This window comes from Streptomyces cavernicola, from assembly GCF_029968035.1.
GTDB classification, from domain to species: Bacteria; Actinomycetota; Actinomycetes; order Streptomycetales; family Streptomycetaceae; genus Streptomyces; species Streptomyces cavernicola.
In genome coordinates this window covers 39,073-52,904 of record NZ_JASCIQ010000004.1, presented here as the reverse complement: position 1 = coordinate 52,904, position 13,832 = coordinate 39,073, and the positions used below count along the sequence as shown (strand labels likewise).

The 13,832-nt window shown below is 69.2% G+C and carries 13 protein-coding genes; 8 read left to right on the top strand and 5 right to left on the bottom strand.

All coding sequences use genetic code 11. The features are described from left to right. Window positions 1–266: 266 nt before the first annotated feature. A complete protein-coding gene (locus QIS96_RS05145; protein WP_282541164.1) occupies window positions 267–1,043 on the bottom strand; it encodes an IclR family transcriptional regulator in 777 nt (258 codons plus the stop codon). A 160-nt stretch (window positions 1,044–1,203) separates the two neighbouring features. Between QIS96_RS05145 and QIS96_RS05140 the strand changes: the two genes are divergently transcribed. Beyond that, entirely contained in the window at window positions 1,204–2,541 is a 1,338-nt protein-coding gene (locus tag QIS96_RS05140; RefSeq protein ID WP_282541163.1) for an MFS transporter, read from the top strand. After that, entirely contained in the window at window positions 2,513–4,261 is a 1,749-nt protein-coding gene (locus tag QIS96_RS05135) for a CocE/NonD family hydrolase (protein ID WP_282541162.1), read from the top strand. Before QIS96_RS05140 ends, QIS96_RS05135 begins: the two co-directional genes overlap by 29 nt. A 207-nt stretch (window positions 4,262–4,468) precedes the next feature. Here QIS96_RS05135 and pdxR read toward each other — a convergent pair whose 3' ends face one another. Together pdxR and QIS96_RS05125 are read right to left on the bottom strand one after the other, a co-directional pair. Beyond that, window positions 4,469–5,830: a MocR-like pyridoxine biosynthesis transcription factor PdxR gene (gene pdxR, locus QIS96_RS05130; protein WP_282541161.1), complete on the bottom strand. Its 1,362-nt coding sequence runs from the start codon at window positions 5,828–5,830 to the stop codon at window positions 4,469–4,471. A gap of 74 nt (window positions 5,831–5,904) precedes the next feature. Then, the gene (locus QIS96_RS05125) at window positions 5,905–6,117 is read right to left on the bottom strand and encodes a hypothetical protein (RefSeq protein WP_282541160.1); all 213 of its coding nucleotides are present in this window, start codon (window positions 6,115–6,117) and stop codon (window positions 5,905–5,907) included. A 187-nt stretch (window positions 6,118–6,304) separates the two neighbouring features. On the opposite strand from QIS96_RS05125, the gene sigJ reads away from it, so the two are divergent. The 6 genes from sigJ to QIS96_RS05095 all read left to right on the top strand — a co-directional run bounded on the left by sigJ (window position 6,305) and on the right by QIS96_RS05095 (window position 12,943). After that, window positions 6,305–7,195, top strand: a complete 891-nt coding sequence (gene sigJ, locus QIS96_RS05120; protein ID WP_282541159.1) for an RNA polymerase sigma factor SigJ — start codon at window positions 6,305–6,307, stop codon at window positions 7,193–7,195. Window positions 7,196–7,342: 147 nt separating this feature from the next. Then, on the top strand, window positions 7,343–8,263 hold the full coding sequence (locus tag QIS96_RS05115) for an NADP-dependent oxidoreductase (protein ID WP_282541158.1): 921 nt from the start codon (window positions 7,343–7,345) through the stop codon (window positions 8,261–8,263). A 15-nt stretch (window positions 8,264–8,278) separates the two neighbouring features. Next, entirely contained in the window at window positions 8,279–8,746 is a 468-nt protein-coding gene (locus QIS96_RS05110) for a cupin domain-containing protein (protein ID WP_282541157.1), read from the top strand. Between the two features lie 100 nt (window positions 8,747–8,846). Beyond that, the gene (locus QIS96_RS05105) at window positions 8,847–9,305 is read left to right on the top strand and encodes a carboxymuconolactone decarboxylase family protein (RefSeq protein WP_282541156.1); all 459 of its coding nucleotides are present in this window, start codon (window positions 8,847–8,849) and stop codon (window positions 9,303–9,305) included. A 208-nt stretch (window positions 9,306–9,513) separates the two neighbouring features. Then, complete coding sequence (locus QIS96_RS05100; RefSeq protein ID WP_282541155.1) at window positions 9,514–12,180, top strand: SpoIIE family protein phosphatase; 2,667 nt, start codon at window positions 9,514–9,516, stop codon at window positions 12,178–12,180. A gap of 361 nt (window positions 12,181–12,541) precedes the next feature. After that, on the top strand, window positions 12,542–12,943 hold the full coding sequence (locus tag QIS96_RS05095) for a hypothetical protein (RefSeq protein WP_282541154.1): 402 nt from the start codon (window positions 12,542–12,544) through the stop codon (window positions 12,941–12,943). A gap of 95 nt (window positions 12,944–13,038) precedes the next feature. Here QIS96_RS05095 and QIS96_RS05090 read toward each other — a convergent pair whose 3' ends face one another. Both QIS96_RS05090 and QIS96_RS05085 read right to left on the bottom strand, forming a co-directional pair. Then, entirely contained in the window at window positions 13,039–13,449 is a 411-nt protein-coding gene (locus tag QIS96_RS05090) for a hypothetical protein (protein WP_282541153.1), read from the bottom strand. Window positions 13,450–13,511: 62 nt separating this feature from the next. Then, entirely contained in the window at window positions 13,512–13,658 is a 147-nt protein-coding gene (locus QIS96_RS05085) for a hypothetical protein (RefSeq protein ID WP_282541152.1), read from the bottom strand. Window positions 13,659–13,832 lie beyond the last annotated feature (174 nt).

The window sequence follows — 13,832 nt, the reverse complement described above, 5'->3', positions numbered from 1 at the left end:
CCGCCTTGCGACCGCGCTGCGGCACGAGGACCGGAAAGCCGATCGACCAACCCTGGCCGGGTGCGGCGCGGCTATGGCGGCCGACCTGCGGGTACGAGGGACCGCCCTCACCGTATTGACCCGCGCGGGCCGCGCCGTCGGCGAGATCACCACGCGAGACCTGAACCCGTCGCGCAGGGGCGCAGCGACGCGCGGGCCAACGATGAGGCGGACACTGGCGTCGGATCGTCCGGAACGGGTTCGCGACATGGACCCCAGCTCGGCCGTCAGGACTGCACCCCCACGGCGGGGGTCCACCCGAGGCACCGAGAGACGGACAACCCGGCGGTGATCACCGAGGGGCGAACCGTGGACAGGTTGACCGAACCGGTCCGCACGACGACGGACAGCGCTGCGACGACGTTGCCCTGCGAGTTCAGGATCCTGGTGGCCACGGAGTCGGCGTTGACGCTCAACTCTTCGCGGGAGATGCCGAATCCGGTGCTTCGACACTCTGCCAGCACCTGACGGAGTTCTACGGGGTCGGTGATGGTGCGGTCGGTGAACCGCCTCAGACGCGAATCGGCCACCCGAGAGATCGTCTCTTCTGAAGCGTGTGCGAGCAGCACCTTGCCCACGGCAGAGCAGTGCAACGGCAGGTGCTGGCCCACCTGGGACACGATGGATATCGCCCGGCGGCTGGAGAAGCGCTCGATCAGCACGGCGTGGTCGCCGTCGCGTACGGCGAGCTGCACGTGCTCGTCGAGCGCGGTGTGCAGGTCTTCCATGAAGGGGAGCGCAACTGTGCGCAACGGCAGGCTCAGTGGTGCGAGCGTGCCGAGCTGCCACAGTCGCAGGCCGACGGTGAACCGACCGTCCTCGCCTCGCTCGAGGGCGCCTGCGCTCAGCAGCTCATGCACGTGCCTGCGCACCGTCGCGTGCGGCAGACCGGTGTCGCGGGTGAGGTCGGCCAGTGTGAGGCGGGAGCGCCCAGGGCGGAACGCGAACAGGATGTCCAGTTGCCGCGACCCTACGGTCCGTCCGGGCTCGTTGCTTCGAGGCACGCAAAAGCTCCTTTCCGAGGCCGCGACCCTCCCGAAAAGTCTATTCATTGAATGAACATCCGGGGAAGTGCGTCACGCGATCGCCCTGCCACGATGCGGCTCTACCGCTACTCGGCGACTCGGAGCCCATGGTGACTCCGGCCTGCAGAGAGGACCTCCGTTGTCCATTCGCGAAATCATCGACCATGCGCCCGTCAGCCGATTCCAAGTGGGCGTCGTCGCCATCTGCCTCGTCATGATCATGATCGACGGCTTCGACATCCTCGTCATGGCCTTCACCGCCTCGGGTGTCGCGAGGGAGTGGTCGCTCAACGAAAGCCAGATTGGTCTGCTGCTGAGCAGCGGTCTGGTCGGCATGGCCCTGGGATCGGCACTCATCGCGCCGCAAGCCGACCGGGTGGGCAGGAGGCCGCTGACGATTGCCTGTCTGACCTTCTCCGGCATCGGCATGGCGCTGGCCGCGTTCGCCGCCGGCCCTGTGTGGCTGGCCGGGGCCCGGCTGCTGACCGGCCTTGGAATCGGTGGGATGGTGGCGAGCCTGCCCGTCCTCGTCGCCGAGTACTCGCCGTCCCGGAGGCGTGGAACGGCCGTCACGCTCTGCACCATGGGATTTCCACTCGGTGGTGTACTCGGTGGTGCGGTATCCACGCTCCTGGCCAACGAGTACGGCTGGCGTGGACCGTTCGTCTGCGGCGCGATCGTCACCGGGCTGATGACGGTGGTCATCAGTCTGTGGCTCCCCGAGTCCGTCGACTACCTCGTGGCACGCAGGCCGGCAGGAGCCCTTGGCCGGGTCAACTCGCTGCTGGCGCGCATGGGCCACGCCCCCGTTGCCGCCCTGCCGACGGCGAACGAACGCCCGGAGCGGGGGGCCAGAGCGGACATGGTCGGGGGCCGTAATGGCGCCAAGACCGCGCTCGTCTGGCTCGCCTTCTTCGTCCTCATGGCAGCGTTCTACTTTGCCACCAGTTGGACCCCCAGACTCCTGGAGCAGAGCGGACTGTCAGCCGAGCAAGGCATGAGCGGCGGTGGCCTGTTGAACGTCGGCGGTGTCATCGCCACGATTGCCTTCGGCCTTCTGGCACTTCGCGTGGCGGTCCGCCCGCTGACCGCAGCTTCCTTCGGCGTGATCGCCGTCGCGTTCGTGACGACGGGCATCGCTCTCGGCCACGGCCCGGCGGCAACACTGGCCGCCGCCGCAGCGGTCGGCCTCGCGATCCAGGCAGGGATCTCGGGCATGTTCGCGATCGTGCCCGATCTCTATCCGGCCACGGTGCGAACCACGGCAATGGGCTTGGCAGTCGCGGCCGGCCGTGTGGGCGGCATCTTGTCACCGGTACTCGTCGGCGCTCTGCTCGACCGGCAGTGGACCCCCGCGAACCTGTTCGTTCTGTTCGCAGTGCTGACTGCCCTCGCCATCCCGGCAGTACTCGTCCTGAAGCGGTTCTCCGGACACGAGGACGAAGTCAGTGGCACGCGACGCGAGCCCGTCGGCTGACACCGAGGACCGGCCCGGAATCAGCCGTCCACGAAACAGGAGGAGGAGTTCCATGACCCAGCAACCCGCCTTCGGCAGCTACCGCCTGCGAAGGCCCCGCATGAGTCCTGAGTCTCGAGGGGGCCGCCTGCCCGAGTATCGCCGCACCGAAGAGGACGGCATGCTGATCGAGAGAGACATCGCGGTGACGATGCGTACCGGCGATCGCATCTACGTCGACGTTTTCCGGCCCCTCACCGCCGACGAAGCGCCCACGCTGGTCAGTTGGATGCCGTACGGCAAACACAACCCACTGCCGATCCAAGTCATCTTCCCCAACGGGGAGGTCGACCAGGAATGGACCTCCCGGCACACCGTATTCGAGAGCCCGGACCCGATGTACTGGGTCGCTCACGGGTACGCCGTCGTCCTGGCCGACCTACCCGGCACCTGGAACTCCGAAGGCGTCGCAACATACCTCTCCCCGGAGGAAGCAGAGGCGCACTACGACCTGATCGAGTGGGCCGGAACCCGGGACTGGAGCAACGGACGCGTAGGCCTCACCGGAGTCTCTTACCTGGCCGCGGCGCAGTGGCGGGTAGCCGAGCTGGCCCCACCTCACCTCGCGGCCATCAACCCATGGGAAGGATTCACCGACCCCTACCGCGAGGTCGTGCGTCACGGCGGCATCCCGTCGACATGGATGTGGCCCTATCTCTGGGACCGATGGGGCGCGAGCCGCACTCAGATCGAGGACCTCGAGCTCGAGACCGCGGAGCACCCGTTCGACGACGCGTTCTGGCGAAGCAAGGCCTCGAACTTGGAGAAGATCCAGACTCCCGCGTACGTCGTGGCCAGCTGGTGCGACCAAGGCCTCCACACGCGCGGCACCCTGGAAGGCTACAAGCGCATCTCGTCCGACCAGAAGTGGTTGGAGGTTCACGGCCAGAAGAAGTGGGCTTACTACTACCGGCCTGAGAACGTCGACCGGCTCCGCGCCTTCTTCGACCACTTCCTGCGGGGGCAGGAAACCGAGGTCGCGTCATGGCCACCGGTGCGACTCGAGGTACGGGAATCGACCAGCCACGGCGAGATGGTGAACGAGCAGGAATGGCCACTGGCCCGCACGACATACCGGCAACTCTTCCTCGACGCCGACAACGGCTCCCTCACCTGGGACCGCGTGCAGGACGAGCATGTCGCGGTCTACGACGGGGCAGGCAGCGGGCCGGGCCGGCACCGCGCCGAGTTCGAGGTGACCTTCCAGGAAGACCTCGACCTCGTCGGACACATGAAGCTCGCGTTGTACGTGTCCGCCGAGGCGGCAGACATGGACCTGTTCGTCGCCGTCTGGAAGATCGATCGCGAGGGCCGGATCGTTCACTTCCCCTACTACGGCCATCTCGACGACGGGCCGGCCGCAGTCGGCTGGATCCGGGCGTCGCACCGAGAACTCGATGAAGCGGAAAGCACCGAGTACATGCCGGTGCTCAAGCACCAGCGGTCCCTTCAGCTCCAGCCCGGCGACGTCACCCGGCTCGACATCGAGATCCTGGCATCGGGTACGCGCTACCGTGCGGGCGACAGCCTGCGCGTCGTCGTACAAGGAACTGACATCAACCGGTACCCGAAGCCCCTCGTCTTCGCCCGCCACGAGGACACCGTGAACACCGGGACGCACACCATCCACACCGGAGGCCGGTTCCCGTCCCACCTGCTTGTGCCAGTCACCAACCTCTAGGGAGCATCTTGTCGATCACCGGGTGAGCCAGCTGCATGGTCGTACGGCTGGGCCGGTCGTGGCCCCTTTGTGCGGGCCCCGGTGGCGTGTTGGTGGGCGCGGGCGATGGCGGATCCCACCGCGACGACCCGGTCCAGGTCCAGGTCCTCGTCCGCACCGGCCTGGGCCAGCAGCACGGTGAACACCCGCTGCCAGGTGCAGTTCGGCTCACCGGCCGGTCCCTCCCGGCCGGCTGTCACCGGCCAGGGCGATGAGCTGGTCGAGCGCCATGTAGACGGTGCTTTGCGGCAGTCGGCTGTATCCGACGATGACGCCCTGTGCGCGGGGCGGGCCATGCCAGAACGGGCCAAGGCCCAGGAGCGCGAGGGACTGTTGCCGGGCTCGGGTGATCAGGGCCTCTTCGTCCTGGAGGGGCAGTACGGCGTGCAGGCCGGCGGCGATGCCCGTGAGCGGCAGGCCGGCGGCGACGAGGTGATCGCGCCGGCGTCCGTACTCGCTGCGCGTGCGGCGGACCTGCCGGTCGAAATGGCCGTCGCGGATCAGCTGAGCCAGCGCCAACTGATCCAGGGCAGGGGCTTGTTCGCTCTGCAACCTGTCGAACACGGGCCTGCACAGCCGGGGCGGGAGTGCCAGCCAGCCGAGCCGCATCGCGGGGGAAAGGACCTTGGAAGTGGTTCCCCCGTAGACGACCCGTGCCGGATCGAGGGCCTGGAGGGCACTGACTGGCTTGCGGTCGAAGCGGTACTCGCCGTCGTAGTCGTCCTCGATCACATAACCGTCCACCCGCCGCGCCCATTCGAGGAGCTTCCCGCGCCGTACGGGGTTCAGGGTGGCGCCCATGGGAAATTGGTGGGCCGGCGCCACAAGTACCGCGCGGGCGGGTGTGGCGGCGAGCGCGGTGACGTCAAGTCCGTTTGCGTCCACGGGAACCGGGTGAATGGTCAGCCCGGCCTGCGCGATCACCCGGCGATGCACGTCCAGGCAGGGGTCTTCCATCGCGACGTGCCGCAGGCCCAGATCGCTCAACGCCTCGGCTGCCAGGGCCAGTCCGTTCGTGAAGCCGCTGGTCACCAGGATCTGCGCGGGGTCGGTGACCACGCCTCGGGCACGGCTGAGGTAGTCGGCGAGCACGCGGCGCAGTTCGGGACGGCCTCGCGGATCGCCGTAGCCGTACACATCGGCGTCGGAGCGGGTCGCAGCGCGCACGGCCGTCACCCAGGCCCTGCCCGGAAAGAGCGACGCGTCCGGCAGCCCCGGGCGAAGATCCCATCGCGCGGGAACCTCGGCCAGGTACGGGCCGGGCGAAGCCGCCGGGGACGGCTCGCCGCCGCCGTCACGGACCACCCTCGCGGGTGCTCCCTGCCGGGTGATCAGCCATCCTTCGGCGGCTAGTTGGGCGTATGCCTGGACCACCGTTCCCCGCGCGATGCCGAGCTGGGCGGCGAGGGCGCGGGTGGAGGGCAGCGGGTCGGACGCCCGCAGCCGACCGGTGCGAATCGCGGCCCGCACAGCACCTTCCACCGCGACTCTCCGTGGCAGGGCGGGGTCCAAGTCCAGATGCAGGTCCATAACTGGTCCAGTCTATGGCGTACGGACTGGTACAGGTTCATGGACCAGTAGTAGGGAGCGAATTTACGGTGGGCTCATGAATTCACGCCCACAAAAAGGGAATGGAGCGGCAGGGCGACGGGCAGTGGATCGATTGCACCGCCGCATGAACAGCGCAAGTGGGTCGGCCTGGCTGAGTGCGGCGCTGTTGCTGTCTTCGGTCTTTCGATGACCGTCTTCGTACATCCGGAAAGCCCGCTGTCCTGCTCGGTGTTCAGCGCAATGGCCACGTCGGCCAGGCCGGCCATGGCTCCTCGAAATGGCATGGTGTTCACCGTCGACCGTTATGTATCGCGATCCCTGGTCCGACGTCTGCCCGCAGGCGAGGGAGCACCGGCGCGCGGAGGCGGTGCCGCGTGACCGTGCCGGGTTTTCGTGACCCGGGCCGCATGGCGATCATTCCGGCCCCGCAAGCTGGAGGAGGGTGCGATGGGCATGGGTGACGGGCACGGACCAGAACGGTCTGAGCAGGAGGACTCGCTCGGTGCCGGATGGAAGCAGCACCGGCCCGCAGTTTTCGGGGTGGCCTACCGGCTTCTGGGGAGTGTGGCCGACGCCGATGACGTGGCCCAGGACGTGTGGCTGCGGGCGGCCGGAGCGGACCTGCGGCGCGTCGACGATCTGCGGGCCTGGCTGGTGACGGTGGCCGCGCGGCGGTCGTACGACATCCTCAAGAGCGCCCGGGTCCGTCGGGAGACCTATGTCGGGCCGTGGCTTCCGGAACCGCTGCTGACCGGGCCGGACGCATCGCAGGCAGTCCTCGTCGACGAGTCCGTCAGTTCGGCGATGCTCCTGATCATGGAGGAGCTGTCCCCGCCGGAGCGGGTGGCTTTCGTCCTGCACGATGTCTTCGGTCTTGAGTTCGGCCGGATCGCCGAGGTGCTGGACGTCTCCGCACCGGGTGCCCGGCAGCTCGCCTCCCGGGCACGACGGCGGGTGGCCAAGGCGAAGCAGTCCATGCCCCAGGCGTCGAAGGCGGAACGCGAACGCGTCCTCACAGTGTTCCGCGCCGCCTACGAGGCCGGGGATCTGGCCGGCTTGGTCAAGCTCCTGCATCCGGACGCCGTGTACGTCACCGACGGCGGGGGCAAGGCCCTCGCGGCACGCAAGCTCATCCACGGCGGTGAGCGCGTCGCCGAGGTCATGGTGCGGGTGGGGCACCAGTGGCATCCGGACCGCATCGAGTTCGCCGAGGTCGGCGGCGAACTCGCCTTGGTGTTCTACCGCGAAGGCCGGGTCTACTCCGTCGACACCGTCCAGATCACGGACGGTGTGATCACCGCGTACCGCCGAGTCATCAACCCGGACAAACTCGTGGGCGTCTGAGCTGTCACACCTGGAGGGGCTACCTCGTCTCCCTGATGAGAAAGCAGAACGGGCGACGAAGGAACACGCGCGAGCAGGTGAGATCGATCGTGCGGCGCGTGCAGGGCTGCATGCTCGAGTCGCCCCTCCGAGGTAAGGACCACCTGGATGCAAGCCATCACTGTGCGAGACCGTGACGCCGGTCTTGCCGGGATGTCCCTGGCGGACATGCCCTACCCCCATGCGGCCGAGAACGACGTCATCGTGCGGGTGCACGCCGCGGGCTTCACCCGTGGCGAGCTGGACTGGCCGGGAACGTGGACCGATCGCTCAGGCCGTGATCGGACGCCGAGTGTTCCCGGGCACGAGTTGTCGGGTGTCGTCGTGGAGCTGGGATACGGCACGACCGGCCTGAGCATCGGCCAGCGGGTGTTCGGCCTGGCCGACTGGACCCGCAACGGCACGCTCGCCGACTACACCGCGGTGGAAGCCCGCAACCTCGCCCCGCTGCCCGCGGACATCGACCACACCGTGGCCGCAGCCCTGCCGGTCTCCGGGCTGACCGCCTGGCAGGGCCTGTTCGACCACGGCCGCCTCACCACCGGCCAGACCGTCCTGATCCACGGCGCCGCGGGCGGCGTCGGCTCGATCGCGGTCCAGCTCGCCCGCGAGGTCGGCGCGCGCGTCATCGGCACCGGCCGCGCGTCCGACCGGGACAGGGCCCTCGCTCTCGGCGTCGACACCTTCATCGACCTGGAGGCCGAGAAGCTGGAGCACGTCGGCGAGGCCGACGTCGTGTTCGACGTGATCGGCGGCGACATCCTCGACCGCTCGGCCGCCCTGGTCCGGGCCGGCGGCACGCTCGTCACGATCGCCATGCCGCCCAAGGTCCAGCCCAAGGACGGGCGGGCGGTCTTCTTCGTCGTCGAACCCGACCGCGCCCGCCTCGCCGACCTCGCCACGCGGGTGAGGGACGGCCGGCTCACACCGGCCGTCGGCGCCGTGCGGCCGCTCGCCGAAGCACCCACCGCATTCGCCCCCGGCACGCGCACCCCCGGCAAGACGATCATCCGCCTCACCGAAGACTGACCCAGGAGACCCATCGTGATCGGAATACGGATCGCCGGCGGCCTCCTCGCCGTCGCCACGCTGACTGCGGCCACGGCCTGCACCACCACCTCGACCCCGGCCGCCCATGCCGAGGCTCCCTCCTCGGCCATGGCCTCGGAACGCCCCGCCGAAACCCTCAAGCCCCTGCTCCAGCAAGCCCTTCCGAACGTGAAGGGCAAGACGTTCACCTCGGCGGTCGTCGACTTCCCGCCCAACGCGCGCGCGACACCGCACCGGCACGGCCAGGCCTTCGTCCACGCGTACGTCCTCGAAGGCACCGTGCGCAGCAAGCTCGACGACAAGCCGGCGAACACCTACCACCAGGGCGAGAACTGGGTTGAGCAGCCGGGCGCCCACCACGTGCTCACCGAGAACACCAGCCGGACCAAGCCCGCCAAGCTCCTGGTCGTCTTCGTCTCCGACACCGGAGACGAACTCAAGGTCGACGACCCGAGGCCGTAACCCGGGGCACGCAGCGGTCCTGTCCCAACTCCCAGCCACCACCGGGCCCAAGAGGCACCCAACGGTGCCGCGCAGGCCACCCGAACGAATCGAAGGAACCATGGCTCACCCCCAGCGCGTCAACATCGGCAAGCAGCACCCGGCCCCCTACAAGGCACTCATCGCCCTGTCGGCGGAGGCGGAACACGCCGCGGCCGCAGCGGGCCTCGACCCGCTCCTGGTCGAGCTGCTGAAGATCCGCACCTCCCAGATCAACGGCTGCGCGTTCTGCCTGCGTATGCACACCCGCGACGCCCTCAAGAAGGGCGAGAACTCCGACCGGATCGCGGTTCTGCCCGGATGGGAAGAGGCCGGCTACTTCTCCGAGACCGACCGCGCCGCCCTCCGTCTGACCGAGGCGATCACACGCGTGACGGACGGACACGTCAGCGACGAGGACTACGACGCCGCCGCGGCCGTACTCACCGAAGACCAGATCTCGGCAACCGCCTGGCTGGCAACGGTGATGAACGCCTTCAACCGCGTCGCGATCACCAGCCGGTACCCCGTCGGCAACTGACCTCGGCCTCGGTGGGTGCCTGGCCCTGCCGGTCTTCGCGGCGTCGTTCCTGCGGTGCGGGCGGCGAATCTGCCGGTCACGGCAGGTGCGGTGCTAGAACTTCGGTATGTCCCGGTATTTCTGGCTTTCCAGACGTCGTCGCGATCAAAGGGCCGGGCCTGAAGCTTCGCTTTCCTCCTCGCAAAGGTCCTGGCATTCCCTGCTGCGCGTGCCCACCGTCGCGGGCCAGGTGCTTGCTCTGCAGCTCGTCCTGGTGGTGCTGCTCGTCGCCGGCGCGGCGGTCGCACTCGTACTGCAGGCCCAACACCAGAACACAGAGGATGCCCAGCACAGGTCGCTCGGCGTCGCCGAGGGATTCGCGAACGCTCCCGGAGTCGCGAATGCGATCAAGAGAAGTGACGCGACCGCCCTGCTGCAGCCGCTCGCCGAAAAGGCCCGGAAGGGCTCCGGCGTCGACACCGTCATCGTGTTCGACCAGCACGGCATCGCCCTCACCCATCCGGACGGGGACCGGATCGGCAAACGTATCGTCGGCCCCGAAACGGTCGTGAGGAAGGAGCTGGCCGGCCGGACCATCTCCGAGACCTTCACGGCCAGCCTCGGCCCTTCAGTCGTCTCAGCCGTCCCTGTGACCAGTGCCGACGGCACATTCCTCGGGGGCGTGTCCGTCGGCATCACGATCAGGCACGTACGCGATGTGGTGTACCAACAACTCCCGGTGCTGCTCGGGGCCACCGCTGCCGCGCTCGCCCTGGCCGCAGCGGGAACCACCCTCGTCGGCCGACGACTGCGGCGCCAGACCCACGGTCTCGGACCGGCCGAGATGGCCAGGATGTACGAGCACCACGACGCCGTTCTGCACGCCGTCCGCGAGGGGGTGCTCATCGCGGGCGGCGATGGCCGGGTGCTGCTGGCGAACGACGAGGCGAGGCGGCTGCTGGACCTGCCCCCGGACGCTGAGGGCAGGCACGTCGGCGGCCTCGGACTCGAGCCCGACACCGCGGAGTTGCTGGCCTCGGGGCGGCGGGCCACTGACGAGGTGCACCCGGCGGGGGACCTGCTGCTGGCCGTCAACGTACGACCGACAGATGCCCACGGCGGGCCGTCCGGCAGCGTCGCCACCATCCGGGACACCACCGAGCTGCGGGCGCTGTCCGGCAGGGCCGAGGTGGCGAGGGAACGGCTGAGCCTGCTGTATGACGCCAGTGTGCGGATCGGCGCCACGTTGGACGTGGTGCGGACGGCCGAGGAGTTGGCGGAGGTGGCGGTCCCCCGGTTCGCGGACTTCGTCACGGTCGAGCTGCTTGAACCGGTCCTGGGGGGCGAGGGGCCGGAGGGTTCTGAGGCGATGCGCCGTGTGGTGCTCGTCGGCATTCGGGACGATCAGCCCCTCACCCCGGTGGGCGAGATCATCAGATACTCGCCCGCCACACCGCAGGCACACAGCTTGGAGCACGGCCACGCGGTCCTGGAGGCCGAGCTGTCCACCGCCCACGGCTGGCGAGCGCCCGACCCGGAACGCGCCGCGAGACTCCTCGACCACGGCATCCACTCCTTGCTCACCGCTCCCCTCCAGGCGCGGGGAATCGTCCTCGGGGTGGCCGACTTCTGGCGCTCGGAACGGACCGAGCCCTTCGAGCAGGAGGACGTGGCCATCGCCGAGGAGCTGACCGCCCGCGCCGCGGTGTGCATCGACAACGCCCGCCGCTACACCCGTGAGCGCACCATGGCGGAGACCCTGCAGCGCAGCCTGCTGCCGCGCGAACTGCCCGCACAGGACGCCCTGGACGTGGCACACCGCTACCTTCCCGCCGCCCAGGCCGGGGTGGGCGGAGACTGGTTCGACGTCATCCCGCTGCCCGGGGCCCGCGTCGCCCTGGTGGTCGGCGACGTCGTCGGCCACGGTCTGCACGCGGCCGTGACCATGGGCCGCCTGCGCACCGCCGTCCACAACTTCTCCGCCCTGGATCTACCGCCCGACGAGATCCTGGCCCACCTGGACGATCTGGTCACCCGGATCGACGAGGACCGGACGGCAGAGGACGGCAGCGCGCAGGTCACCGGAGCCACCTGCCTGTACGCCGTCTACGACCCTGTCGACGGCCGCTGCACCGTGGCCCGTGCCGGCCACCCCGGGCCCGCGCTCGTACGCCCCGACGGCACTGCGGAATTCCCCGACGTGCCCGTCTCCCCGCCGCTGGGCCTGGGCGGGGAGCCCTTCGAGACCGCCGAGCTCGTCCTGCCCGCGGACAGCCGGCTGGTGCTGTTCACCGACGGGTTGGTCGAGGACCGCGAGCGTGACCTCGACGCAGGAATGGACCTGCTGCTCGGCACACTGGCCGACGTCGCCGGCGGGACCTTGGAGGAGACCTGCCAAACCGTGTTCGACACCGTGAGACCGCCCCATCCCCACGACGACATCGCGCTGCTGACGGCCCACACCCGGCTGCTCGACCCGTCCCACGTGGCCGAGTGGGACGTGCCGGCCGACCCCGCCGCCCTCGCTCCGGTGCGCACTGCCTGCGTCCGCCAGGTGGAGGCCTGGGGACTGGAGGAGCTGAGCTTCAGCACCGAGCTGATCCTCAGCGAGCTGATCACCAACGCGATCCGCTACGGATCCGAGCCCGTTCGGGTGCGGATGCTGCGCGGCCGCAGTCTGATCTGCGAGGTGTCCGACGGGTCCGTCAGCGCCCCGCACCTGCGCCGGGCGGGCGTGACGGAGGAGGGCGGCCGGGGGCTGTTCCTGGTGGCCCAGTTCGCGCAGCGGTGGGGGACGCGGTACCTGACGAAGGGCAAGGTCATCTGGGCGGAGCAGTCGCTGGAAGCCGGGCCACGGGAGGTGCTGCTGCCCTTGAGCGTCGACCTGGACTGGTGACAGCTGAGTCGGGTGAGAAGCGAGCTTTCCTCGGCCACTCCGCCCAGCACGGACGCGCCCTCGCCGACTCCACCCAGACCCTGGTACGACGGCGGCCACCCGGCACGGCGCCTCAAGCGCTCCTTCCTCCGCAGGCCCATGCAGTCCAAGCACACGCCGAACCTCACTGTCCCGCACCGCTCGAGGCTCGACCGCACGGCCGGGGCCGGGCCGGCGTGCTCTGCGGCGCGCGGCTGGTCCGGAGGCGTCACTGGTGCCTGTGCCGTCGGGCCGCCGCCGGCTGAGCAATCGGCCTCCGCTCCAAGAGCTCCGGACTCGGCTGGGCCCTTGCCCCTCGACGGGGCTGGGCGATACTCGTCCGGTGACGTGGCACGAGCAGGCACAGGCAGCCGAGCACTCCGGCGACTGGGACACCGCCATCGCCCTGGTGAGCGCCCACGCCGAGTGCTACTCCACCGACTACACCGCCCACAGCAACCATCTGTGGCACATGGACTTGCTCGTCAACGCTGGACGACTCACCGAGCTGACGGACCTGGCCCGCGTGGACGTCCACGCCCGCCGGCGGCTCAACCGGGCGCTGCGCGACCGCGGGATGGAAGCCATGCTCCACAAGCGCGCAAAGGACGGCGACCGCGACGCTCTCTACTGTCTCGTCCGGTTGCTCTGCGGGGCCGACCGAACCGGACAAGCGCGCGGAACAGTCGAGGAGATCGCCCCACAGGATCAGCATGCCCAGAAGATCCTCGGCTTTCAGCCGTGACTGAGCTTGTCCATTCCGCCCGGCTGGTGCGTGCGTGGGGGGCTTCGCGTGGGCCGCTGGGGCCAGTTGAACGTCTTCTCCTACGTGAGGTCTCGTCAGAACTTGCCCATGTGTTCGACCGTGCGGTGTCCGAGCTGCCGGCTGAACGTCGCGTAGAAGCCGACGGAGAAGGGCGGCCAGCCCCAGAAGTCGAAGGCGAGGGCGCCGACAGCGAAGTTGGTGTCCCACTGCCATTCGGTGACCGGGACACTGACACCGCACGCCGCGCAGGGCGTGTTCCCTTCACCGCTCTTCTTCCAGGTGGCGATGGCCTCCCGGAACGGCTGCCAGGCCTCCTCGTCGGGCTCGGACTCCTCCGGATAGTCGATGATCACGGTCCTGGCCCGGCACCGTGGGCAGACGGCGTACTCCGCCTCGTCCGCCCCCTGGCCACCGACGTGGTAATCGCGCCCGACCAGGACGGCCACCGGGCCGGGCAGCCAGCTCGGATCCGAGGCATCGGCCACCGCCTGCCTCCAGTTCGGACCCGGAACATAGCCCCTCGTCCACGGTCAGGCTGTACACGCCCTCACCGGACATCTCCCGCGTGATCAGGCCCTCGCTCACCATCCAGTCGACCATCCGCCACCATCCAGTCGACCATCCGCCCGGCGAGCTGCCCGGCCTCCTCGCCCGACACCTCGACGTCGACGATCTGCTCGAAGAAGTCACCCATCGTCCCCACCTCCTGTTGATCAGCACCGGACACTGTGCCACCCCCTCCGACACGGCATCGCGCGACTGAACTGCCAGGGGACTGGGGCACTGAGGGACCGCCCGTTTCGGCGTGGAACGTGACTCGGGTTCCATCGTTTGCATCCCGGGCCGGCACGATCAAGCCCTTCCACTC

Bases quoted from the DNA above. Each gene is read 5' to 3' on its own strand.
- pdxR (WP_282541161.1), bottom strand. From the start codon at position 5,830: ATGGACCTGCATCTGGACTTGGACCCCGCCCTGCCACGGAGAGTCGCG.
- QIS96_RS05125 (WP_282541160.1), bottom strand. From the start codon at position 6,117: ATGGCCGGCCTGGCCGACGTGGCCATTGCGCTGAACACCGAGCAGGAC.
- sigJ (WP_282541159.1), top strand. From the start codon at position 6,305: ATGGGTGACGGGCACGGACCAGAACGGTCTGAGCAGGAGGACTCGCTC.
- QIS96_RS05115 (WP_282541158.1), top strand. From the start codon at position 7,343: ATGCAAGCCATCACTGTGCGAGACCGTGACGCCGGTCTTGCCGGGATG.
- QIS96_RS05105 (WP_282541156.1), top strand. From the start codon at position 8,847: ATGGCTCACCCCCAGCGCGTCAACATCGGCAAGCAGCACCCGGCCCCC.
- QIS96_RS05085 (WP_282541152.1), bottom strand. From the start codon at position 13,658: ATGGGTGACTTCTTCGAGCAGATCGTCGACGTCGAGGTGTCGGGCGAG.